Origin of the sequence: Clostridium polyendosporum (assembly GCF_018332455.1) — a bacterium.
Classification (GTDB): Bacteria; Bacillota; Clostridia; order Clostridiales; family Clostridiaceae; genus Clostridium_AY; species Clostridium_AY polyendosporum.
In genome coordinates this window covers 38,789-61,592 of record NZ_BOPZ01000014.1, presented here as the reverse complement: position 1 = coordinate 61,592, position 22,804 = coordinate 38,789, and the positions used below count along the sequence as shown (strand labels likewise).

The following is a 22,804-nucleotide window of genomic DNA, read 5'->3' as shown; positions in this document are numbered from 1 at the left end:
CCCTAAGGTATTACTAGTTCAAAACAATATAATCCTGTGGCATTTTATTTTCCCCCATATAAATAAAATTAAATATTAAACAAGATTTGCCTAATTTTGAGCTGCTACCACTCTTTGCTATAAGTTCTCCTTTCTCAATTTTATCTCCTTCTTTTCCTATTGTTTCCTTAATACTTCCATACCTTGTTTCTATTCCATTACCATGGTCTATTACTAAGTACTTCCCTATAAGATTTTCTTCTCCAATCTTTTTTATAGTTCCATCAAAAGCCGCAATAATCTCAGTATTCTCTGGAGCCTCAAATACTACTCCGTTGTCCTCCAACTTTTTACCACTTTCTTCATCAATTTTTCCCTGTATTGGCTTGATAAAACTTTCTTTTGTTTTCTCATTTAGAGTTTTATCTCCTGTTACCTTTGACTTAAAAGTTTCAACATAACTTTCAAGATTATCTCTTAAACTCGTATTACTTTTAAATTTTAACTTATCAAGAACTACAGCATAATCTTCTGACATGTATTTCTTATAGTCAAAGTTTTGATTTATTGTTTCCTTAGAAAACTTATAAACTTTTAATGTTTCAGGTGTGTTTACAGTTTTGCACAGTATGACAAATACAAATAAGCATAATACCCCTATTAGTTCTTGGAATAATCTCCTTACCCAAAAACTACTTTCTTTAGTACTTTCTCTGTTACTTCCTTCATAGTTAGCATAAGGAAGATAATTGCCTTGATTTTTTCTTTGTTCTAAAATTTTTGCATAATAACTCTCATATTGATTGTTATACTTCCCCATTTTTATCCTCCCTTTGTTTCATACTTTATAACAAAGTTCATAATATATATATTAAAAATAACTTAATGATATGATATGAATAAAAGAATTTATGCTATATACTGTAATTTAATTTATTCTATATAGATACACAACTTCATAACTGAATTTATAATCGATGATATAGAAGTTCATATTGAATTAAGAATTTTAGGAAAAGTATTGAATGTCGAGGCTATTTTCATGAATTGTTTAAGGAGTAAAGTTGTGTATCTTTAATATTTTAGAAAATAAAAATGAATAGGTATCAAACCTATTCACCTTTAATCAGATTTTGCTATATACAAAAATTTACTTTAATGCTTTTAAAAACACTTCAGCACTCCCTAAGTTAGTTGCAATTGGAACATGATGAACATCACAAACTCTTATTAAAGCTGCTACATCAGGTTCATGTGGTTGTGATGTAAGTGGATCTCTTAAAAATATTATTAAATCCATATTTCCTTCAGCAATTCTTCCGCCTATCTGCTGATCACCGCCAAGAGGGCCTGAAAGAAATCTATACACATCCAAACCTATTTCCTCTTGTATTCTTTTTCCTGTAGTTCCTGTTGCAAAAAGTTTATGTTTTTCAAAAACATTTTTATATCTTTTTACAAATTCAATTAAATCATTTTTCTTTTTATCATGTGCAATGAGTGAAATATTCATAAATATCTCCTTTCTACTAGAAATTTATTTTTTTCTTTCTCATCCCTATGTTCATTATTAAAGCTATTGACATTACTGTTGTTAGTAGAGAACTTCCTCCATAACTTACTAGAGGAAGAGTTATTCCCGTGATTGGCATAAGCCCTATTGTCATACCAATATTTTGAAGTATTCCAAACAAAAAGTATGATGACAACCCTACACAGATTACTGAACCAAAAATATCTTTTGCCTGACGTGCAGTTACAATAAATCTATATATGAGTATCCCATAAAGTATCAGTAGAACTATTGCTCCCATAGTTCCCCAATGCTCTCCTATTACTGCAAAAATAAAATCCGTCTGGCTTTCTGGAACAAATTGAGAGACATAACTAGGAGATGAACCTTCCATTAAATTTAAACCTGTTCCAAAGAATCCTCCAGAACCTATACCTATCATAGATTGTAATAATTGAAGCCCTGAACCTAATTCATCTGCTTCTGGATTTAAGAAGGAAGTAAGTCTTCTCTTTTGGTAATCCTGTATAACCCCCGAATTCCAAACCACTATAATACCTAAAACAAGACTAAAAAGACCTCCACCTATTATCTTCATATCTAATCCTGCACAGAAAAAAATTCCCAAGACTATAAAAAAACATACCATAGTCATTCCCATATCTGGTTGAATAACTATAAGACCAACAGGAATTAAAATATACACAGTCAATATCATAAAATTTCTAAGATTATTAATCTTAAGATCCATTTCCTGAAGCCTTTTAGCAAGCATTAGAATAATCGCTAATTTCGCAAACTCAGATGCCTGCATGGAAAAACCACCAATTCTAATCCATCCTGTTGCACCATTTATGGTTGCACCGTTAAACTTAGTATAAATAAGCAAAACTACTGATATCCAATAAAATATAGGTACAAGATTTTCTAAAAGATTATAATCCCAGAGTAAAATAAGATAAAGAACTATAAGTGAGCCTACAAACCATATTAACTGCTTTTTTGCAAAGAAAGAACCATAACTTAATTTTGTTGTAGAATAAATATTAATTATTCCAAATAAAACTATGGATATAGTTGCAAAGAGGATACTAAAATCTATTTCTTTAAAAAGCTTGGTATCCATCTTTAATTTTTCTAACATGGTACTACCTCCGAAATTTTATATTCAATAAAATTATTATAGCTTATATTAAATAAAAACCAAATGAAAAAGTTGTTAATAAAACAGACAGGCATCGGGCCTGTTCAGTTTTATTCATATTTCACTTTACGAAATGGTGCCAAGTAAAAATGAATAGGTATTAACCTATTCATTTCTAGCCAGATTTCACTTTGTGAAAAGATAGCAAGTAAAAAAGTAGAACCCTTTACAATACTACATACTTAATAAAGATGCACAACTTCACTCCTTAAACAATTCAGTTATGAAGTTGTGTATCTATAAACAAAAATTTATCTTCCCTTTATATTCTTTATTGGAATATTTGCTACTAATGCTGGTGAATTTCCTTCAATTTCACTGCACTTTGTAACTGCGATATCTACATCCTCATTGTCTATTTCAACATATTTTGAAAGTACTTCTAATATCTCTTTCTTTATATTTTCTAAAATTTCCGGAGCTAAATCCCCTCTATCATGAATAAGTATAAGTTTCAACCTATCCTTTGCCACTTCCTTAGGAGTTGGCTTACTTGAAAACATTTTAAGAAAGTCCATACTTTCACCCCCTATTTTCTCTTAAAAAGCTTCTTAAGCGAACTTAGAAAACCTGAAGATTCATTACTTAAATCCATTATAGCAATCTCTTCACCAGTAATTCTTCTAGCTATATTTCTAAATGCTTGTCCTGCTGAAGCCTTTTCATCTAGTACGATTGGTTCTCCCTTATTAGTAGATACAGTAATATTTCTATCATCCGGAACAACACCTAGAAGCTTTACAGATAATGTTTCTATAATGTCAGGAATATCAAGCATATCTCCCTTTTGAGTCATCTCATAATTTAGTCTATTAATTATAACTTGATGATCATCTAACCCCCTTGCATCAAGTTTACCTATAACTCTATCAGCATCTCTTACAGATGTTATTTCAGGATTAACAACTACAACAGCCTTATCGGCTCCAACAATTGCATTTTCAAAACCCTGCTCAATACCTGCTGGACAATCAAGTAATACATAATCGAATTCTTCCTTTAACTCATTTACTAGCTTAAGCATCTGTTGAGGACTTATATCATTTTTATCCTTTGTTTGAGCTGTTGGAAGTAAGCATAAATTCGGGAATCTTTTATCCTTGATTAATGCCTGCTTAGTTCTACATCTGTTTTCTATAACATCTATGATTGTATAAACAATTCTGTTTTCTAATCCCATAAGTACATCAAGATTCCTAAGCCCTGTATCTCCATCTACTACAACAACCTTGTTACCTAAAGCGGCAAGCGCAGTTCCTATGTTGGCTGTAGTAGTAGTTTTTCCAACGCCACCTTTTCCTGAAGTTATAACTATAGATATTCCCATTTTAAAAATCCCTCCATGCTAATATATGTATTTATTAGGTACGTATGGCTCAACAATAATTTCTCCATCTTTAATTTTAGCTACCTCTGGATAACTCGGCTTATCTCCATCCGGTGATATGGTGATAAATCTACCAATCTGAAGAACTTCCGGTTGAAGAGAAAATGCTGCAATAATAGCTTTTATATTGCCATTAGTTCCAGCATGAACATGTCCCCTAATACTACCAAGTACAATTATATTACCGGCTGCAAAAATTTCAGCACCTGAATTAACATCCCCTACTATAACTATATTTCCTGGATAATTAATACTCTGGCCACTTCTTACAGTTTTTCTTAGAAACTTTGTTCTTCCCTCATAAATACCTGAAAATGCTTTACCATCTTTTTCTTCTTTATCATTAAAGATGCAATCCTTAATTAGTATCTCATCAAAAAGGATATCCTTTAATCTTCTCATTTGTCTTTCATTAATATGCTTGAGATCTGTAGTAAGCGTCAAAGTTGCTCCTTTATAGAACTTTTTTCCCGTTTTCAAGCGTTCTATTAAATTTTCAAGCATTTCATCAAAATCTTTAAATTTGTCCATATTTATAACTGCATTTATGCCTTCCTTATTTCCCTTTATGAATATCCCCTCATCAAACATAAAAAACCTCCAAAGTAACTCCCCTTCTTCTCTTATTGTTCAACAAAAGCCGCAGAAATTCCTTCTATTCTTTCATATTTCTATTATATACTTTACTAGACATATCTAAAAGGTTTTTTTTTACAGAAATTTTTCTAATTTTGAAAAAAGTGTAACTTTATGTTTAACCATATAGTTACACTCTGAAGTTATTGCTTTATACTATTATCCTTTTTATCTTCTAGTGGTGGATTAAGCGTATAAGGAAACATTGGTTGGTAGTTGGGAAACTGCTGTTTTATTTCATCCCTAAAATATGTTTCATAAACAGCCCTTGCAATCGGTGCTGCCATGTTTCCTTGGTAACCATCATAGAGTACTGCCGCTACAACTACTTGTGGATTATCTACTGGAGCAAATGATACATAAACTCCATAATCACTTCTTCCATAGTCTTCTTCATCAGTTCTATAAGTAGCTGTACCTGTCTTACCTGCAGTAGAAATTGGAAAATTAATAAAATGATTACTTGCTGTACCATCTCCAGAAGCATTATTTACCATCCACATACCTTCTTTTATTGCTTGCAAGTTTAAAGGCTTTATATCAATTTTATTTAAAGCTTCTGGTTTAAATTCTTCAACTACATTTCCGCTACTATCTGTTATTTTATCCACAAGATGTACTTTATATCGTGTACCACCATTAGCAATTGTTGAAATATAGCTTGCAAGTTGCACTAAAGTAAAATTATTTGCTCCTTGACCTATAGATGCGTTAACAAGCTCAGCAGGTGTATTAATTGCTCCATTTTTATCATATATAAATTGGTCTATAGCAGCTATAACTGCGCTATGAGAATACTTTTTTCCAGTAGAATTATATTCTTTTATTCTACCATTAAATATTTTAGAATTATCTTGTAGTTCATCTAACAATGGTTTTAGATCAGAATTAAGTTTATTTAAATTCTTTGAATTTATCTTAGTACTATCACTATTATCAATAAAATTAATTATAGCATCTTTAATTTTTTGTTTAGTATCTTTAAGTTTATCACTATCGCCATCTTCATTACTAATAATATCTAATGGTACAAAAGAATATGAACCATATGTTCCTTTTTCTAATGCATCAACTAATTCATAACGTTGATAATATAATGCTAGTTTTTTAAAATAGTCATAGTTATAAGTCTGACCAAAACTCTCTCCAATTTCAATTCCAGTAGAAGCCTTTTCATTACTATTAGGATCAGTTCCCATACCAAGCTTCCAAGCATATTTAGCTATTGTATTTAATGCATTTTTATCTGATCCATTTTTTAAATACATTCTCACTGCCATTTCATAGTAATAAAAGTTACATGAAACTGCCAAAGCTCTTTTTAAATCAACAATACCATGTACATGTTCATCTGCTGGGGCCCAAGAACCCAAAATATCCGGATGAGTGTTAAAATACTTACGGTCAGCCATAGTTTCACTAGGAGTTACTACACCTTCTTCTAAAGCTGCCAAGGAAGTTAATGGCTTAAAGGTTGATCCTGGCGGAATCAATCCCATTGTTGCATAATTATAAAACGGCTTTGGATATATATCATATTTATCTTGTCTTGCACCATTATTATCCTTTGGAAACAAATCATCAACAGTTTTATTAAGATTATACTTTGCAATAAACTGCTTTGCAAAGGACTCATAATCAGGAGAAAAAAATTGCTTTGATAACTCTGGCGTTAAAGCTCCTGGTTGTGAAAATATATTTGGATCAAAGCCAGGATAGCTTGCTAAAGCCAATACTCTTCCAGTTTTAGCTTCAATAGCTATAGCAGCGCCTCTTGTTGCGTTAAAGCCTTTGCTTATTTTATAGCCACTTGAACTATACACTTGAGTACTAACATACTTCAGTCTTTCTTCTAGTGTCTTCTCTACTGCATACTGAATATTTTTATCAATAGTCAATTGTATATTCTTACCGGGGCTTGGCTCCAGTTTAAATAACTCTTCAGTCTTTCTTCCCTGCGAGTTAACCTTAACAGTAGTTCCTCCTGTAGTTCCTTTTAAAATTGATTCATAGGCAGATTCAATTCCTGCCTTACCGATTAAATCAGTAGAAACATCATATCCTCTTTCTTCATATCTATTCTTCTTACTACTATCAATAGAGGAAACATAACCTAAAACGGATGATGCTAATGATCCATAAGGATATTCTCTCGTAGGTTCCATTGTTACATCTATGCCAGGAAGATCATTAAGTTTTTGATAGAATATAAAAGCTGTATCTTTCTTATTAATATTAGCTATTGTTACAGGCTTAAAACCTGAAAAGCTCTGCATTTTTATAGCATCTTTAACAAGCATATATCTTCTAATATCAGCCATAGAATACTTTTCTAAAAGCTTTGCCGTTATTTCTTCTCCGCTCATTTTATTAAACTTTTTTGCTTCATCATCTGAAGGATTTAACAAGCCATAAAGTTTATAGAATTTAACTAAATAATAAAAGGTATCATCTGCAGACATTTTCATTAATTCATCATCAATCTTTGATTCCTCTTCTTCTGTTAACTCCTCTTGTTTTCTAGGAAATAGCTTCTTCTTTAATTCATCATTAAGCCCTCTATCTCTTTTAAATCTTATTTCTAAAGCTCGTTTAGAATCATCTGATGAAACATTAAAATCAAAATATGGCTCATTCTTATCATTAATCTCTAATTTAAAGTCATCTTGCTGTTTTTCTCCATTTTCATCTAACAACTTAAAAACCTTACTCATAGTTAAGTAAAAATTATTATAAGATTCAGTTGTTTGAGTAAAAGTTAATACATATGTTTGTATATTTGTAGCAAGCAAATTACCGTTAACATCATATATCTTTCCTCTCGGAGCTTTTTCAGGCAAAAATCTTCTTGCTGATGTATTAGCTCTATCTTTATAATCTTCATACTTATAAACTTGAAGGTATATGAGTCTTGAAATAATTGCAGAAAAAATTATAAACATGATGACTATCATAACATTAAATCTGTTTATCTTTTTCTTTTTTTTTGCATTGTTCATATAATCACCTATTTTTTATTGAATTTCCACTGTTCCTTCATATAATCTCTATTTGAGAATCTATATATTCTTTTATACATAAAGAAAACAATTAACATATTATAAATAGCACTAACTAATACCCTACTGTCAAAAATCATTGTTACCTTTAATAAATATAACATTATAAATATAATAATATACTTTAATATTGTTAAAGAGAATGCTGAAAATACTGGTATAAATCTTTTATGTTTAAAGATATTTTCACCAATATAAGCTGCTATAAGGCAAATGAAGAGATTTATAAAAGCATTTACCCCATAAAATTTGTAAAAATAAATATCCTGTAAAAGTCCACTGAAAACTCCTATAATTACGGCCTCTTCCATACCATTTATTATAGAGTAGGAAAGAATAAAGCAAAATAAAAGACTAGGATAAACTGTTTTAATAGCAAAAAAGGGCATAACGCTATTATCAAGAACTAAAAGTATAATACATATTAATGCCAATATAAATCTTTTCATATTTTTACCCTCTTAATACCTTACTTCCCCTCTAATTTCTTTAGGTACTACAACAAATATTTCTTCAAGCTTATTAAAATCAACATATGGTTTAATAATAGCACTTTTCATAACCTTAATTTCATCTGATTCTATAGATATTACTTGACCAATCCTTATATCCTTAGGATAGAGTCCTCCAAGACCTGATGTTGTAATTATATCTCCTTCTTTTATTTCAGAATCTAGTGGAAGAAAATGTATTTTAGCTAAAAGATTATTGTTATCCTTATATCCCTTTACTATTCCAGTAGTTTCTCCAGTACTTTGAACTAATGCACTTACTGCAAGATTTTCATTTACTAAAGATTGTACCTTTGACCAATTAATATTTACTTCTATTATTTGACCAACTAATCCTTCTGGAGAAATAACTACCATATCCTTTGTCAGACCATCCTTAGTACCTCTGTCAATTATATATCCATCTAATATACTACCGCCTATTTTCCCTATAATATGAGTACCAATATAATTATACTCAGCTCTTTGATTTTTAAAGTCAAGCATACCTCTTAATCTGTCATTTTCATTTTTCAAGTTGTTATATTCTATTAATTTATTTTCTAAGTCAATATTTTTCTTCTTTAATTCTTTATTTTCTGTTTTAACTTTTGAAAAATTAAAGATAAAACTCATACTACCTTTTATTTTATCTCCAAATGTATAAGTAACCTCCTGTACTGGGTTTAAAACTGCACCTGTAGCACCTGCAATATAACTTCCATTGTCCCTCTTGACATTATAACTAATTATTGTTAAAAAGCTAACTGACAGTACTATAACAGTTACTGCCAGTTTATTTCTTAAGAAATTCATGTTATCCTCTTTGTTGTTGTGCTATAAAATCAAATTTATCAAGAGCTTTACCTGCTCCAAGAGCTACACAGTCAAGAGGTGATTCTGCTATATGTACAGGCATATGAGTTTCGTGGTTAATTAAAACATCAAGACCTCTTAGGTAAGCTCCTCCACCTGCAAGCATTATTCCCTTATCCATAATATCTGCTGCTAATTCTGGTGGTGTCTTTTCTAATGTAGTTTTTATAGCTTCTATAATAGCAGCTACTGGTTCTTTTAAGGCATCTCTTATTTGTACTTCATTTATTTCTATTGTTTTCGGAAGTCCTGATATTAAATCTCTTCCTTTAATTTGCATAGTTTTTTCTTCTTCTTCTTCAGTAGCAAATGCTGAGCCTATTTCCATCTTTATTTGTTCAGAAGTTCTCTCACCTATCATTAGGTTATATTCTCTTTTAATATAACTTATTATTGCTTGGTCTAATTCATCTCCAGCGACTCTTAAAGATTTACTTGTTACTATTCCACCTAAGGAAACAACAGCAACCTCCGTAGTTCCTCCACCAATATCAACAATCATACTTCCAGTTGGCTCATCTACTGGAAGTCCAGCCCCTATAGCAGCTGCCATCGGTTCTTCCATTAACACAACTTCCCTAGCACCAGCTTGCTTTGTTGCTTCTTCAATAGCTCTTCTTTCTACCTCAGTCACACCTGATGGAAAGCAAACTATTATCCTTGGGCTAGTAAAAGCACTTTTATTAGTGATTTTTTCGATGAACTTTTTAAGCATCATTTGAGTTACATCAAAATCAGCAATAACTCCATCCTTTAATGGTCTTATTGCAACAATGTTACCTGGTGTTCTACCTATCATTTGTTTTGCCTCGGCACCAACTGCCAGTGGCCTCTTTGTTACATTATTAATTGCAACAACTGAAGGTTCTCTTAAAACAATTCCTTTTCCTTTAACATATACAAGGGTATTAGCGGTACCCAAATCAATCCCCATATCCTTAGTCATTCCAAATAATCCCATGTTAATTCCCCTTTCAGTTTAAATTATTCCTTTTTCCTTTAAACTTATAAACTCTCGATCGCCTATTATTAAATGATCGATTAACTCAATTCCTATCAGTTTTCCACATTCTTTTATCCTCAAGGTTATATTAACATCCTCCTTACTTGGAGTTGGATCTCCAGAAGGATGATTATGACATATTATTATTGAAGCTGCACTCTTTTTTATAGCCTCTAAGAAAACTTCTCTTGGATGGACTATAGATGAATTTAAGCTTCCTTTAAATACATCTTTAATAGCTATTACACCATTTTTAGTGTTAAGCATTATCAGCTTTAAAACCTCCTGCTTAAGACATATCATATCGTTCATTACAAGATCAGCAACAGCCTTTGGATTAGTTATTTTTAAATCTTCTCCTGATTTAAAACTTTTGAATCTTCTAAAAAGCTCGCAAAGAGCTAAAATTTGTGCAGTTTTTGCTTCTTTTATACCTTTTACCTTCATAAGGTCTTTGGGGGAAGCATTTAGAAGCCCATTTAATCCATCAACCTGCTCTAAAATTCTTAAGCTAAGAGAAATAACATTCTCTTTTGAAGTTCCAGTTCTTAATATTAATGCTAAAAGTTCATGATTATTTAAGCATTCTGCACCATATCGCATAAGCTTTTCTTGAGGTCGTTCATTCTGGGGAATATCTATAATCTTAAGGTATTCTTTCATAATTGTTCTCCTTTTCTTTAATTCCCCTTCGATCCCCTTTTTAAATATATATTTCCTTTAGCATTCTATTTAATTTATTTAAAGGAAGTCCCACTACGTTATAGTAGCAACCTTTAATTTCTTCAACAAAAACTCCTCCAAACCCCTGTATGCCATAAGCTCCAGCCTTATCCATAGGCTCTTTTGTGCTTATATACTTATTAATTTCATCATCAGTGAGTTTAGAAAACTTAACATCAGTACAAACTACCTCAGATATAGTTTTTTTATTGCTGGTATTTATAATAGTTATACCAGAATAAACCTGATGAGTATTTCCACTGAGTATTTTTAGCATATTATAAGCATGTAATTCAGTCTTAGGTTTTCCTAAGACTTCTCCTCCTAAACTAACAACTGTATCTGCTGCTATAATAATAGAAGGTTCACTAATCTTTTGTTCCACATCCTTTGCCTTCCCCAAAGATAACTCTTTAACATATAGAGATACATCTCCTTTAAAAGGCACTTTATCTTCATCAAAATCAGATACTATGATGTCATAGTCACTTATAATTCTAACCAAAAGTTCTTTTCTTCTTTCTGATGCAGAAGCAAGTATTATCCTCAAGATATCACATCCTAATATTTTCTATAGAGTGTTATAGCCAAAATCACACCAATAATTGATAAAATATTTATATTAAACATAAAACCTATTGTTAAAATAAATACTTTTAAATCTAAAGTTACTGGCGTTGGAAGTCCAATTTGATAGGAATTCTTTAAAAAAGATAGTTCTGAAAATTTTATCGCTAAAAATTCTCCAGAAAGACTTCCTATTAAAAGTCCAATAAATATCATAAGTATTAAAATTCCTATACCTTTATCTCCTGATTTCAAGCTTACCCCCACCTTGCAATTACATCTTATATAGTTTATCACTTAATATTCTTCATAACAAGAGTCTTTAATTTTTTTTAAAACTTTTTTATTTTATTGTAAATAAAATGAAGCTATGGCAAAATAACCAAAGCTTCTTTGATAATATCATTCACCTAACTTTAAATGGATTTAACACTTTAAATATTGCATTATAACATCCTTCTAAATTTTCCCTACTAATTTCTTCTGGGAGTTCATTAATATTTTTCTTGAACTCCCTAAAAACTTCTATATTTTCACTTTTTGAATCTTCTTTAAGACTATTTGTCCATGCTTTAAACTCTGAAGTCTTAACACTTTTCACATCTTTTTCTTCTAACTTATGAAGTATTTGTAGATATCCACTTACCATTTCTCCAATTTCACTAGTGCATAAATCTTTTTTTGCAACTTGAAAGGTTATTTTCAAATTGTTTATTCCCTCTGTAGTAAGTTGTTTAGAAAGCTTGTCTGCCTCCTCTGCTGTACCGAAATAAACACCTACTCGTATCTTATCATTATCTATTAAATAAAAAGTATTATACCGTTCCTTTAATTGATTTCTTACCTCTTCAGCATTTTCTTTTTTAGCGTAAAATCCACATTGAACAAAAATAAAACTTAAACCTTCCTCCTTACTATTTTGTATAGAGGAATTATTAATTGGTGCTATGCTTTTTTTCGGAACTATATTTCCATTAAAAATTATTTTCGCTAAAATAGTTCCAACAATCACTGCAGTAATTATTATCATTCCAAAAAACACAAAAATTTTACTACTCTCCTTTTTTCTCCTTCTCAAATCATACCTTGTATATTTCACCGCATCACACCCCCCACCTTTTTTTGTTTTCATAGATATTTTTATTTATTTTTTAATAAATATATGACAATAAAAAAATAAAAAGTATATTGAATGAGTTTATTCAATGAGTTTATAATAAAGCTGAACAGGCTCAAGCCTGCTCAGTTTTAGCTAGATTTCACTTTGTGAAATGGCAACTGATCAAAGCAAATTATATTTCTCTATAAATACTATTTATTATAAAAAACATTATTTATCCAATAAATTTATATAAGTATAAAACTCCGGTTTTCCTAAACTTCTTGTAGATAATAATCCACCATGATAATCAGATCCTCCAGTAATTAAAAGACCATGATTTTCGCAGTATTCAACACAGCGCTTTGTAATCTCGTTGTCATGATGTGGATGATAGCACTCAACACCTTCTATATCCCAATTTCTAAACATATCAAGCATTTCATATAAATCAAACTGGGACTTTGAATATCTAGGATGAGCAAGAACAGGAATGCCTCTTGCAGATTTTATTGTATCAATTACCACCTTGGGCTCAGGAAACTTTGGAAATATAAGCATTCTTTCCTCTGTAAATACTTTTCCGAAATACTCCTCTACACCACTACATACACCCTTATCAATCAAAAAATTTAAGGTTTTCCATCCTCCTCGAGCAGGTTCATGTTCATAACTTAGATATTCATCATAATCAAGCTCAAAACCATGTTTTATGAGCATTTTTATAGAATCATCATCCTTCTTCTGAAGAAGATATTCATTGTTTTTTATAAGCTTCAATAGTTTTTCATCATTAACATCAAAATTATAAGCTAAAATATGAAGCAACTCTCCTTTATAGATGCTTGATATTTCTACTCCTGGTATAAACTTTATTCCCTCTAGTGCTGCAAGTTCCTTTAACTTTGTAATACTTCCAATAGTATCATGATCCGTAACTGAAAAAAGTTTTATGTCTCCTTGCTTTATATTATCTACAACTTCCTCTGGAGTTAGAGTACCATCCGAAGCTCTTGTATGCATGTGCAAATCTGCTTTTATAACGTCCATAAACTCACCCCTAGCTTATTCTAATCTCTCTATTAATTTATGAATTTGTGTTACTATAAATGTATTAAAGGGATGACCTTTAGTCATCCCTTTAATATTATTTTGTCATTTTAATTCTTTTAATACATTTAATAAGAAGTCCCACACATTTTTTACAGAAGATATGCTTAAGTGTTCATTTGGAGTATGAACATCATACATGTTTGGTCCAAAAGAAATCATATCCACATCTGCCCCTAATCTTTCTGTAAATAATCCACATTCTAGTCCTGCATGAATTGCTAGTATTTTTGCATCTTCTCCTGTCATTTCTTTATAAACCCTTTGACATATAGTTCTTATTTTAGAATTTGCATTATACTTCCATTCCGGATAATTTCCTGTAGTGGAAAGTTCTGCCCCAAGAAGTTCCGCTATTAATCTTGTTCTTACTATTAGTTCCTCTTTTAATGAACCTACAGAACTTCTTGCGGAACTGTCATATTCAACCAAAATATCTGTTGTGGTTACAACACCTAAGTTAGTAGAACTTTCAACAAGCCCTTCAATATCCATGCTCATTGTATTTACTCCATTAGGTATTAAATACAATAGTTTTACTGCATTTTCAGTAGTATACTTTGAGAATATTTTATCATATTTTTCATCTAAAGCCTCACACTCAACTCTGATACCTGAATCAGATGTACTTAACTCATTTTTAAGAGTTTTATTCCAGAACTCTATTCTTTCTTTCACTAACTCAACTTTGTCTTTTTCAACTAGTAGCCTTGCATCGTGCTCTCTAGGAATAGCATTATTCTTTGATCCACCATTTAATGAAGCTAATCTAAAATCTATGGTTTGAAGTAAATCAATAAGTATTCTTCCCATAATCTTATTCGAGTTTCCTCTTTCCCGGTTAATCTCCATTCCTGAGTGTCCTCCCTTTAGCCCTCTTACTCTTATTTCTAAGAGAACTAAATTCTTCTCCTTAGGCTCTTCCCATTGAATATCTAAAGAAACCTTATTTCTTATTCCGCCTGCACAGCTTACAAGAAGATACCCTTCCTCTTCTGAATCTAAGTTTATTAAAATTTTCCCCTTAAGATGCTGTGGATTAACAGTCATGGCACCGCCCATTCCTGTCTCTTCATCAGTAGTAATAAATATCTCTAATGGGGGATGATCAATATCATTTGAAGCAAGAATAGCTAATGCATAAGCTACAGCAATACCATTATCTGCACCAAGAGTTGTTCCTGTAGCATAAATATAATCCCCATCTATTGTAAGCTTTATAGGATCATTTTGAAAATCATGTATAGTATCCTTATTTTTTTCACATACCATGTCCATGTGACCTTGAAGTATAACAGTTGGTGCATTTTCATATCCTGATGTGCCTGATTTCTTTATAATAACATTTAATGCTGAATCCTGAATAACTTCTAATCCTAATTTTTTTCCAATCCCTACGAGATAATCACTAATTTGTTTTTCATTGCCTGATCCTCTTGGAATTGCAGAAATTTCTTCAAAATACTTAAATACATCTCTTGGATGCAAATCTGCTAATATTTCCATAGTTCATCTTCCTTTCAAGAAAATTATGGTAAAATAAACTTATAATAAAATATTATATAGTAATATACTACAATATTCTAGTTTACATAATAACTTAACATATATACTATCATAGAATAAATTTACAAATAAATAAAAGTGACCAAGCATCGAGCCTGCTGAGTCTTAGCGAATTTCACTTCCTCAAATATCAAGGAATTAATCCTAAAATTAACAAAAAATTTTAGATTAATATAATTTTAAGTATAGTAAATACTTATAATGAGGTGGTTATATGCAAAAAACAAAAATGATTTTTACAATTGGCCCTGCTAGTGAAAAAGAGCAGATACTTAGAGAATTTATAAAAATTGGAATGACTGCTGCAAGACTTAATTTTTCTCATGGAACTCATGAGGATCATAAAAAGAAAATTCAGCTTATAAAAAAGCTTCGAGAAGAGCTAAATACGCCTACAGCTATACTTCTAGATATTAAAGGACCTAAGATTAGAACTCATAATTTTATAAATGATGGTGTAGCTTTGAACGAAGGTGATCCTTTTACCTTTAGATGTGATGGAGAAATTTTAGGTGATAATAAACAATGTTCTATATCTTATGATGGATTATGTAAAGATATTAAATCAGGAGACAGTATACTTGTAGATGATGGACTTTTAGAATTTAGAGTAAATGACGTAAAAGGTGCAGAAATCATCTGTGAGGTTGTAGTTGGAGGAACTATAAAAAATCACAAAGGAGTTAATGTACCTAATGTCATCATAAGATTAGAAGCTATAACCGAAAAGGATATAGATGACTTAATATTTGGATGTAAAATGGAGGTAGATTTTGTTGCAGCTTCCTTTATAAGAAAGTCAACCGATGTTTTAGAAATTAGGAAAATCCTAGATAAAAATGGAGGAAACCATATAAAAATAATTGCAAAAATTGAAAATCAAGAAGGCGTTAATAATATAGATTCAATAATTGAAGTTGCAGATGGTATAATGGTTGCTAGAGGTGATATGGGAGTAGAAATTCCTATTGAAAAAGTACCTTTAATTCAAAAGTCAATTATTAAAAAGTGTAATGAGGCTGGAAAAATAGTAATTACAGCAACACAAATGCTAGACTCAATGATTAGAAATTCAAGACCTACAAGAGCAGAAGCTTGTGATATTTGTAATGCTATTTTTGATGGAACAGATGCAATAATGCTTAGTGGCGAAAGTGCGTCTGGAAATTATCCTATTGAAGCAGCTTCCACTATGTCAAGGATTGCAAAAGAAACAGAAGAACATTTAGATTATGAAAATATTATAAATAAATTAAGAGAACCTAGTCTTTCAGCATTTGGTGATGCCATAAGTTACTCAGCTGCTAAAACAGCTCTAAAACTTCCTACAAAAGCTATAGTGGCAGCAACCCAAAGTGGAGCTACAGCAAGACTTTTATCTAAATACAGACCAAGCTGCCCTATAATAGCTATTACTCCTTGTGAAAAAGTAATGAGAAGCCTTGTACTAAATTTTGGAGTAAAACCAAAACTTTGTCAGATGTTTTCTACTACTGATGAAATAATAAAAGAGGCTAAATTAGTAGTTAAAGAAAATGATATTGCCACCGAAGGAGATACCATATTAATTGCAGCAGGTATGCCGACATCCCATACTGGTGGAACAAATATGCTAAAAATTGAAAAAGTTTAATATAAAACCACAACACAAATAAAGATAGGTTATAAACCTATCTTTATTAATATATTTAAAATTATTATTTTAAGTCTTTAAATATATCACCAAATAAATCTGCTAAATTAGTTCCATTATCTTCATCATTATATTTTAAATATTCTTTTGAAGTTTCTACTGCATCCTTAATACTTAAGCTAATCTTATGATTTTTTTCATCAATATCTAATATTTTAACTCTTACCATCTGTTCTATAGAAAGCACATCAGACGGTTTTGCAATATTTTCTTGTGATATTTCTGCAAGATGTACAAGTCCTTCTACTCCTGGTTCTATTTCAACAAAAGCTCCAAAGTTCATAAACTTTGTAACTCTACCTTCAACAATTGTATTATTGTTATATTTTATATGAATATCATCCCATGGATTCTTAGATACATCCTTGAGTGCAAGTGAAATTCTTCCTTTTTTCTCATCAAAATCTTGAACAAATACCTCAACATCATCTCCTACTGAGACTATCTCTGAAGGTTCACTTACTCTTTTCCATGACAAATCAGAAATGTGAATGAGTCCTTCAACCCCCCCAATATCAACAAAAGCTCCAAACTTAACAATTCTAACAACCTTACCTTTTCTCTTTTCACCCTTTCTTAATGACTTCCATAAAACTTCCTTAGCTTTTTCTCTTTCTTCTTTTTCAACTGCTCTTTTTGAAACTACTATTTTATTCTTATTCTTATCAAGTTCAATTATCTTTACATCAAACTTCTGTCCAACCATTGCATTTAAGTTATCTCTATACAAAAGTGAGGTTTGAGAAGCTGGCATAAATACTCTTATTCCATTATAGTAACCTACAACCCCTCCTTTAACCTCTTCTTTAATAATTACTGATATTAACTCGCTATTTTTCTCTGCATTATATAAATCTTCCCATACCTTCACAGCGTCAGCTTGCTTCTTAGAAAGCAGTACATTTCCTTCTCCATCATCAGCACTTAATACCATTACATCTATAATATCATCAACACTAATAATATCTGATGGTTTAATATCACTATCCTCAGATAATTCTGACTTTGAAATTATTCCATCAGCAAAATAATTTATATTTACGAAGACTTCTTCATCTGTAACCTTAATAACTTTTCCTTTTATAATTTCTCCAGTATAAATCTTATTAAAGTCATAATTCTTCATCACCTTATCCATTGATATATCTTCAAATTGCTCTTTTTCCATGATATCCTCCTGATTTATCCATAATTTTCTATAAATTATTTTATCGTAATAAATAATTTTACACAACAACGTTCTATGATACATTGGTTAATTTATTCAAACAAATTATAATTTTTAAAACAGTATGTTATAATTCTAGTAATAGTATTAATTTTACTAAAATATTTTATAATGCTAAGAGTAATAAATACTACATATTAATAAATGTAACTTTGTAAAGATACATAACTTCAATCCTTAAACGATTAATGAAAATAACCTCTACATGCAATTCTTTTTCATTAATATAGATTCAATTATGAAAGTGTGTATCTATAACAAAACGCATAAGAAAAATGAAGATATTTAAAGAAATAAAAAGGTATCATAATACCCACGCATAAAATGGTATATTTTACACCAATATGTATTATTTCAAATGTTGTTATATGGTATATAATACTATATAATTAAAACATCGCATCCGATATCTTTGGGGAGGTGATTAATATCAATAAAAATAAAAAGCGCTTTTTATTTGGCTTAGTTCTTACATTTATATTTACATTTGCTAGTTTTTCAATTGATGCTTTAAATATTTTTGGTACAGGCAACAATACAACCATTGCGTATGCTGCTTCAAAAGGGGGTAAATCATCTGGAGGATTTAAGTCTAGTTCTTCCTTTAGTTCTTCAAAATCCTCCAGTAGTAAATTTAAATCAGGTTCCTTTTCAGGATCCAATTCATCAAGCAGTTCCTCGCCATCAAAAATAAATAGTGGATCAAAATCATCTACAAGCGGTTATAAATCTGGCTCTTTCTCTAATTCTACAAACTCAGGTAGTTCGAGTGGTAGTGATTATAAATCAGGATCATCTTCAAATTCACCTTCCCAGCCACCAAACTATCAAGAATCAAAGAAGAGCTATATTCCAATACCAATACCTTGGTCCTTTGGGAGAAGCAATTCATCATTTTTTACAAGACCATTTTACTCTTATAGTTCTCCCTATAATATAGTGAGCACTATGATTAAGATTTTTATAATTTTTATTATTATCATAATATTAATAAAATTAATCAAAAAGTTTATGAGAAGAAAATAATTTTGGAGGTAATTTTTATGGGACTTTTTTCAAGAATATCGAACATTTTCAAAGCAAAGGTTAATGATACTTTAGACAATGTTGAGAATCCAATTCAGCTATTAGATCAAAAAATAAGAGATATGGAAGAAAACTTAAATAAGGCAAAACTTTCTTCAGCTCAAATCCTTGGAAATGTTCATGAAATTGAAAAGAAGATGAACATTTCAAAAAAAGAATCAGCAGATTACGATGAAAAGGTAAAGCTCGCTCTTTCAAAAGGTAATGAAGAATTAGCTAAAAAGGCTCTTCAAAGAAAACTTGAATTAGATAAAAAATATGAATCATTAAAAAGCAGTTATAATGAAGCAGCTGCTAAAGCTGAGCATATAAAGAAAAACCTAAGAGCTCTGGAAGAAGAAATAGAAAAAACTAGGCATTATAGAGATGAAGCTGCTGCCAGATTTAATAATGCTGAAGCTTCTAAGAAGGTTAATGAAATACTCGCTAATGTACAAACTAAAAACAATTCAATTTCTATTGATGATATAGAAAGAAAGATTCAAAGAAAAGAATCTCTTGCTGAAGGTCTTGGAGAATTAAAAGATATTGATAACTTAGATAAGGAGTTTGAAGCTCTTGAATCAGTAGATTTGGATCTTGAACTTGAAAAATATAAAAACAAGCAATAATAGGTGACTGTTATGAGTAGAGACTTAGAATTCATTAAGCAAGATAAAGACCGTTGGGGTAAGGTATATATTGATATTTCTTATGCTGTAGACAACGTAGCACCCTTTCTTTCAGAGAAAACCTTAAAAATAAGAAAATATTATTCCAAAAAAGATGTACTAAAAAAGTATATTAATCTTCTAGAAAGTGCAGAAAGTGAAAATACAAAAAGCTCTTTTTTAAAAGGATTGTTTGGAGGTAATAAATATGAAACTTTATTAACCTCCTATAAGAGAGATTATAGTGAAGACTTTGATCAACTGGAAAAGTGCTCGAAGTGCGCTTGCTTAAATTGCATAAAAGAATGTAATTTTAACACTTGCCTCGGCTGCCGAAGAAATTCACTTATAAAAAAATGCGATCATGAAAAAATAAATATAACTTATCATGATAATTTCACTCTAGAACTTACAAATAACAATAATGGTAGAGCGTCTAAATATAAGGTTCTTGCTACACTACAGGATTGTGAACTTCAACGACAGTACATTATAATTGAAAATCTTTTTGATAACAATGATAAGTTTATACTTTACTATTACCCTGGCATTTCAGAAGATAGTTATGGAGAAATTACAGATTCCAAAGAATTTGATTTTGTTGTAGAGACACTTGAATCAGCAAATCTATAAAAAGAGGCTGTGACAAGAATAACTCATCCTATAAGTTTATATTATGCATACATTTTATAACTAAGAAGAGTGAAAGGGCATCAAACATTTTCACTCTTCTTAGATTTCACTTCGTGAAATGACAGCATAAAAGACCAGTATTGAACATTATGTTGATATTTCAATACTGGTTTTCTAACTAAATTTAAGTGTCTATAATATATTTATTGAATTCTACTAATTCTTAATTATCTATTTGACTTTTAAGTCTTTTAAAACAGTAATTTATTATATCACTTCTTTTAATTATTCCAATGAAAATTCCATTATCGTCCACTACAGGCACAAAATTCTGAGACACTGCTAAGGATATTATATTTTCTATATCTGCATCGATATAAACACTATTGTGATTCACCCTTCTTGGAATCTCTCTCACCTTAACATTATTGGTATCCTTAAAATTTAACTCTGGTGTATTCTTAAGTTTCCAAAGAAGATCACCTTCAGTAAGAGTACCAACGTACTTCCCCGTTTTATCTATGATAGGAATAGCTGTGTAGCCATGGTGTTCCATTCTTTCCATAACCTGTCTCATAGTTGAATCAATATTTTCGTAAATAACCTCATTCTTAGGCGTTAGAAAAAATGCTATATTCATATTTTTTCCTTTCTAATCTATTATATTGTTTGAGAGACTCTTCAATATTATATTATCATATTTTTATTGTAAATGTTATACTTTAGGACAATATTTTCAATTTCTTAATTTTTACCTAACTTTCTTTACAATTTAATACATTTAAATAAATTATTGTTTTTTCTTTATATATTTTGCATAATCTCTATATTTTTTATTAACACTAAATTTAAAATTGGAGTTGATTATATGCCTTTAGTTAGTTATTATGCACCTAAACATTGCTATAATTTTCATATACAATATAAACTTACTAACTTATCTATTGAAAGCCTAAAAAAAGACGATACTACTGGTATATTTGAGTACTATGAATCAGATAAACGATGCCTTAAACAAATTAATGATATAAGACAGAAATATAATCTCCCTCCCTTTTCTACAGAAGAAAAATTAAAGGAATTATCTTATATTTATGCTGTTAATCTAGCAATTGGATTAAACAAAATTGAACCTAATTTTATAAATCCTAAAAAAGAAACGGGAAACACAGCGTGCATATACAGGCAGGTTTATATATATCCCTATATGTTAGATGAAAGGCTTATTGCATATACTCTATATGAAAATTATAAATCTCAAATATTAAATACTAAATTTACAAAATCAGGGATCTCCATCATTAGAAAGGGTGATATTATCTTAGCTGTCGCATATTTTTCAAATTAAAAGGCAAACTCTTTCAGTTTGCCTTCTCAAATTTATAGGAATAATCCATATATTCTAAATCATTTAATACAGTGTTAATGTTATTATAAACTTCTTCTCCACTTAAAGTTCTTTTAATCATAACTTCTTGAAGAATCTTACTATTACATTTAGGACACTTACCGATAGCCATAAACCTCCAATTAAAGAGTTTCAATGGTTTTTCAATGGCAACCTCAATCTTGCACTTAGGACATTTAAATTCTACTTTAGTATTATCTATATGGTAATTTTGTAGATCTTTTATCATAATTGCTGGCATATTATAAATATCTCTTACAATATAATTTTTTACTATTCTTCCATTAAACAATCTCTTAAATACCTCAAATGTATAAAGAGCATCATTTAGGGCATCATGAAGCTTAGATTCATCAATCCTAATCTTTAACTCCTCAAGAGCACTTTTTAGACTTAAACATTTTTTATGTGCTAGTACCTTGGTTACATACTCTTGAATATCTATATATTCCCTTAACCAATCTATATTACTATATTTATGATATATAGCATTTTTTATTATTTCAGCAATATCATCCTTTGCCCAAGAGCAAATTATCGAGTCATTACCTACAAACTTCTTAAATTCTTCCATAGCTTCACAAAATGAAACACCATATTCTAAATCCTCCTGCTTAATGCCGGTAATTTGAGTTATCTTAGGATTTATAATTTTAAATACTGATGGTTTAATATATCTTTTAAATTCTCCAATTTTATTTATCATTCTATCAAGCTTAACCGCACCTATTTGTATTATTTCATTATCTAGACTTATATTCTTTAACTCACTGTGTTCCTCATAAATGTTAGGATAGTATTTAGTTATATTTCTTAAATTATTAAACTCTAAATCTATGATTACATATCCCATAGCTTACATCCCCTCAAAATTTACTCATAATATAATTATG

24 protein-coding genes are annotated in these 22,804 nt (G+C 30.2%); 4 read left to right on the top strand and 20 right to left on the bottom strand.

Features of this window, described 5'->3' with window-relative positions; translation table 11 throughout:
* Window positions 1-13: 13 nt before the first annotated feature.
* The 16 genes from CPJCM30710_RS09375 to CPJCM30710_RS09300 all read right to left on the bottom strand — a co-directional run bounded on the left by CPJCM30710_RS09375 (window position 14) and on the right by CPJCM30710_RS09300 (window position 15,153).
* Window positions 14-799 carry a M23 family metallopeptidase gene (locus CPJCM30710_RS09375; RefSeq protein WP_212903916.1) on the bottom strand — a complete coding sequence of 262 codons (786 nt, stop codon included), beginning with the start codon at window positions 797-799 and terminating at the stop codon, window positions 14-16.
* A 330-nt stretch (window positions 800-1,129) separates the two neighbouring features.
* Entirely contained in the window at window positions 1,130-1,492 is a 363-nt protein-coding gene (gene mgsA / locus CPJCM30710_RS09370; protein WP_212903915.1) for a methylglyoxal synthase, read from the bottom strand.
* A 16-nt stretch (window positions 1,493-1,508) separates the two neighbouring features.
* The gene (gene rodA / locus CPJCM30710_RS09365; RefSeq protein WP_212903914.1) at window positions 1,509-2,636 is read right to left on the bottom strand and encodes a rod shape-determining protein RodA; all 1,128 of its coding nucleotides are present in this window, start codon (window positions 2,634-2,636) and stop codon (window positions 1,509-1,511) included.
* A gap of 311 nt (window positions 2,637-2,947) precedes the next feature.
* On the bottom strand, window positions 2,948-3,214 hold the full coding sequence (gene minE / locus CPJCM30710_RS09360) for a cell division topological specificity factor MinE (protein WP_212903913.1): 267 nt from the start codon (window positions 3,212-3,214) through the stop codon (window positions 2,948-2,950).
* Window positions 3,215-3,225: 11 nt separating this feature from the next.
* The gene (gene minD, locus CPJCM30710_RS09355) at window positions 3,226-4,023 is read right to left on the bottom strand and encodes a septum site-determining protein MinD (RefSeq protein ID WP_212903912.1); all 798 of its coding nucleotides are present in this window, start codon (window positions 4,021-4,023) and stop codon (window positions 3,226-3,228) included.
* A gap of 18 nt (window positions 4,024-4,041) precedes the next feature.
* Entirely contained in the window at window positions 4,042-4,674 is a 633-nt protein-coding gene (minC, locus tag CPJCM30710_RS09350) for a septum site-determining protein MinC (protein WP_212903911.1), read from the bottom strand.
* A gap of 188 nt (window positions 4,675-4,862) precedes the next feature.
* Window positions 4,863-7,718, bottom strand: coding sequence for a penicillin-binding transpeptidase domain-containing protein (locus CPJCM30710_RS09345; protein WP_212903910.1), 2,856 nt, complete (start codon window positions 7,716-7,718; stop codon window positions 4,863-4,865).
* An 8-nt stretch (window positions 7,719-7,726) separates the two neighbouring features.
* Window positions 7,727-8,227, bottom strand: a complete 501-nt coding sequence (gene mreD / locus CPJCM30710_RS09340; protein ID WP_212903909.1) for a rod shape-determining protein MreD — start codon at window positions 8,225-8,227, stop codon at window positions 7,727-7,729.
* A 12-nt stretch (window positions 8,228-8,239) separates the two neighbouring features.
* Window positions 8,240-9,085: a rod shape-determining protein MreC gene (gene mreC / locus CPJCM30710_RS09335; protein WP_212903908.1), complete on the bottom strand. Its 846-nt coding sequence runs from the start codon at window positions 9,083-9,085 to the stop codon at window positions 8,240-8,242.
* Between the two features lies 1 nt (window position 9,086).
* Window positions 9,087-10,106, bottom strand: coding sequence for a rod shape-determining protein (locus CPJCM30710_RS09330; protein WP_212903907.1), 1,020 nt, complete (start codon window positions 10,104-10,106; stop codon window positions 9,087-9,089).
* 18 nt (window positions 10,107-10,124) lie between these two features.
* Window positions 10,125-10,811 (bottom strand): RadC family protein, encoded by a 687-nt coding sequence (gene radC / locus CPJCM30710_RS09325; protein ID WP_212903906.1) that lies wholly within the window; start codon window positions 10,809-10,811, stop codon window positions 10,125-10,127.
* Between the two features lie 40 nt (window positions 10,812-10,851).
* Window positions 10,852-11,421 carry a Maf-like protein gene (locus CPJCM30710_RS09320; RefSeq protein WP_212903905.1) on the bottom strand — a complete coding sequence of 190 codons (570 nt, stop codon included), beginning with the start codon at window positions 11,419-11,421 and terminating at the stop codon, window positions 10,852-10,854.
* A gap of 11 nt (window positions 11,422-11,432) precedes the next feature.
* Window positions 11,433-11,693, bottom strand: a complete 261-nt coding sequence (locus CPJCM30710_RS09315) for a DUF4321 domain-containing protein (protein WP_212903904.1) — start codon at window positions 11,691-11,693, stop codon at window positions 11,433-11,435.
* 151 nt (window positions 11,694-11,844) lie between these two features.
* The gene (locus CPJCM30710_RS09310) at window positions 11,845-12,537 is read right to left on the bottom strand and encodes an SPOR domain-containing protein (RefSeq protein WP_212903903.1); all 693 of its coding nucleotides are present in this window, start codon (window positions 12,535-12,537) and stop codon (window positions 11,845-11,847) included.
* Window positions 12,538-12,768: 231 nt separating this feature from the next.
* Complete coding sequence (locus tag CPJCM30710_RS09305; RefSeq protein ID WP_212903902.1) at window positions 12,769-13,587, bottom strand: PHP domain-containing protein; 819 nt, start codon at window positions 13,585-13,587, stop codon at window positions 12,769-12,771.
* Between the two features lie 105 nt (window positions 13,588-13,692).
* Entirely contained in the window at window positions 13,693-15,153 is a 1,461-nt protein-coding gene (locus CPJCM30710_RS09300) for an aminoacyl-histidine dipeptidase (protein ID WP_212903901.1), read from the bottom strand.
* 274 nt (window positions 15,154-15,427) lie between these two features.
* Between CPJCM30710_RS09300 and pyk the strand changes: the two genes are divergently transcribed.
* On the top strand, window positions 15,428-16,846 hold the full coding sequence (gene pyk, locus CPJCM30710_RS09295) for a pyruvate kinase (RefSeq protein ID WP_212903900.1): 1,419 nt from the start codon (window positions 15,428-15,430) through the stop codon (window positions 16,844-16,846).
* Window positions 16,847-16,910: 64 nt separating this feature from the next.
* On the opposite strand, the gene rpsA is transcribed toward pyk, so the two are convergent.
* Complete coding sequence (gene rpsA / locus CPJCM30710_RS09290; protein ID WP_212903899.1) at window positions 16,911-18,074, bottom strand: 30S ribosomal protein S1; 1,164 nt, start codon at window positions 18,072-18,074, stop codon at window positions 16,911-16,913.
* Window positions 18,075-18,523: 449 nt separating this feature from the next.
* Entirely contained in the window at window positions 18,524-18,796 is a 273-nt protein-coding gene (locus CPJCM30710_RS09285) for a hypothetical protein (RefSeq protein WP_212903898.1), read from the bottom strand.
* Window positions 18,797-19,177: 381 nt separating this feature from the next.
* On the opposite strand from CPJCM30710_RS09285, the gene CPJCM30710_RS09280 reads away from it, so the two are divergent.
* Together CPJCM30710_RS09280 and CPJCM30710_RS09275 are read left to right on the top strand one after the other, a co-directional pair.
* Window positions 19,178-19,831, top strand: a complete 654-nt coding sequence (locus CPJCM30710_RS09280) for a PspA/IM30 family protein (protein ID WP_212903897.1) — start codon at window positions 19,178-19,180, stop codon at window positions 19,829-19,831.
* 12 nt (window positions 19,832-19,843) lie between these two features.
* On the top strand, window positions 19,844-20,503 hold the full coding sequence (locus CPJCM30710_RS09275; protein WP_212903896.1) for a DUF1292 domain-containing protein: 660 nt from the start codon (window positions 19,844-19,846) through the stop codon (window positions 20,501-20,503).
* Between the two features lie 223 nt (window positions 20,504-20,726).
* On the opposite strand, the gene CPJCM30710_RS09270 is transcribed toward CPJCM30710_RS09275, so the two are convergent.
* Window positions 20,727-21,143 carry a CBS domain-containing protein gene (locus CPJCM30710_RS09270; protein ID WP_212903895.1) on the bottom strand — a complete coding sequence of 139 codons (417 nt, stop codon included), beginning with the start codon at window positions 21,141-21,143 and terminating at the stop codon, window positions 20,727-20,729.
* A gap of 228 nt (window positions 21,144-21,371) precedes the next feature.
* On the opposite strand from CPJCM30710_RS09270, the gene CPJCM30710_RS09265 reads away from it, so the two are divergent.
* Window positions 21,372-21,851 carry a hypothetical protein gene (locus tag CPJCM30710_RS09265; RefSeq protein WP_212903894.1) on the top strand — a complete coding sequence of 160 codons (480 nt, stop codon included), beginning with the start codon at window positions 21,372-21,374 and terminating at the stop codon, window positions 21,849-21,851.
* A gap of 13 nt (window positions 21,852-21,864) precedes the next feature.
* On the opposite strand, the gene CPJCM30710_RS09260 is transcribed toward CPJCM30710_RS09265, so the two are convergent.
* Window positions 21,865-22,764, bottom strand: coding sequence for a 3'-5' exonuclease (locus tag CPJCM30710_RS09260; RefSeq protein ID WP_212903893.1), 900 nt, complete (start codon window positions 22,762-22,764; stop codon window positions 21,865-21,867).
* Between the last annotated feature and the right edge of the window lie 40 nt (window positions 22,765-22,804).

Coding starts and splice junctions, on each gene's coding strand:
- CPJCM30710_RS09330 (WP_212903907.1), bottom strand. CDS start 10,106: ATGGGATTATTTGGAATGACTAAGGATATGGGGATTGATTTGGGTACC.
- rpsA (WP_212903899.1), bottom strand. CDS start 18,074: ATGGAAAAAGAGCAATTTGAAGATATATCAATGGATAAGGTGATGAAG.
- minD (WP_212903912.1), bottom strand. CDS start 4,023: ATGGGAATATCTATAGTTATAACTTCAGGAAAAGGTGGCGTTGGAAAA.
- CPJCM30710_RS09375 (WP_212903916.1), bottom strand. CDS start 799: ATGGGGAAGTATAACAATCAATATGAGAGTTATTATGCAAAAATTTTA.
- CPJCM30710_RS09280 (WP_212903897.1), top strand. CDS start 19,178: ATGGGACTTTTTTCAAGAATATCGAACATTTTCAAAGCAAAGGTTAAT.
- CPJCM30710_RS09265 (WP_212903894.1), top strand. CDS start 21,372: ATGCCTTTAGTTAGTTATTATGCACCTAAACATTGCTATAATTTTCAT.
- pyk (WP_212903900.1), top strand. CDS start 15,428: ATGCAAAAAACAAAAATGATTTTTACAATTGGCCCTGCTAGTGAAAAA.
- CPJCM30710_RS09300 (WP_212903901.1), bottom strand. CDS start 15,153: ATGGAAATATTAGCAGATTTGCATCCAAGAGATGTATTTAAGTATTTT.
- mreC (WP_212903908.1), bottom strand. CDS start 9,085: ATGAATTTCTTAAGAAATAAACTGGCAGTAACTGTTATAGTACTGTCA.
- CPJCM30710_RS09345 (WP_212903910.1), bottom strand. CDS start 7,718: ATGAACAATGCAAAAAAAAAGAAAAAGATAAACAGATTTAATGTTATG.
- rodA (WP_212903914.1), bottom strand. CDS start 2,636: ATGTTAGAAAAATTAAAGATGGATACCAAGCTTTTTAAAGAAATAGAT.
- minC (WP_212903911.1), bottom strand. CDS start 4,674: ATGTTTGATGAGGGGATATTCATAAAGGGAAATAAGGAAGGCATAAAT.
- CPJCM30710_RS09305 (WP_212903902.1), bottom strand. CDS start 13,587: ATGGACGTTATAAAAGCAGATTTGCACATGCATACAAGAGCTTCGGAT.
- CPJCM30710_RS09275 (WP_212903896.1), top strand. CDS start 19,844: ATGAGTAGAGACTTAGAATTCATTAAGCAAGATAAAGACCGTTGGGGT.
- radC (WP_212903906.1), bottom strand. CDS start 10,811: ATGAAAGAATACCTTAAGATTATAGATATTCCCCAGAATGAACGACCT.
- mreD (WP_212903909.1), bottom strand. CDS start 8,227: ATGAAAAGATTTATATTGGCATTAATATGTATTATACTTTTAGTTCTT.
- mgsA (WP_212903915.1), bottom strand. CDS start 1,492: ATGAATATTTCACTCATTGCACATGATAAAAAGAAAAATGATTTAATT.
- CPJCM30710_RS09260 (WP_212903893.1), bottom strand. CDS start 22,764: ATGGGATATGTAATCATAGATTTAGAGTTTAATAATTTAAGAAATATA.
- minE (WP_212903913.1), bottom strand. CDS start 3,214: ATGGACTTTCTTAAAATGTTTTCAAGTAAGCCAACTCCTAAGGAAGTG.
- CPJCM30710_RS09270 (WP_212903895.1), bottom strand. CDS start 21,143: ATGAATATAGCATTTTTTCTAACGCCTAAGAATGAGGTTATTTACGAA.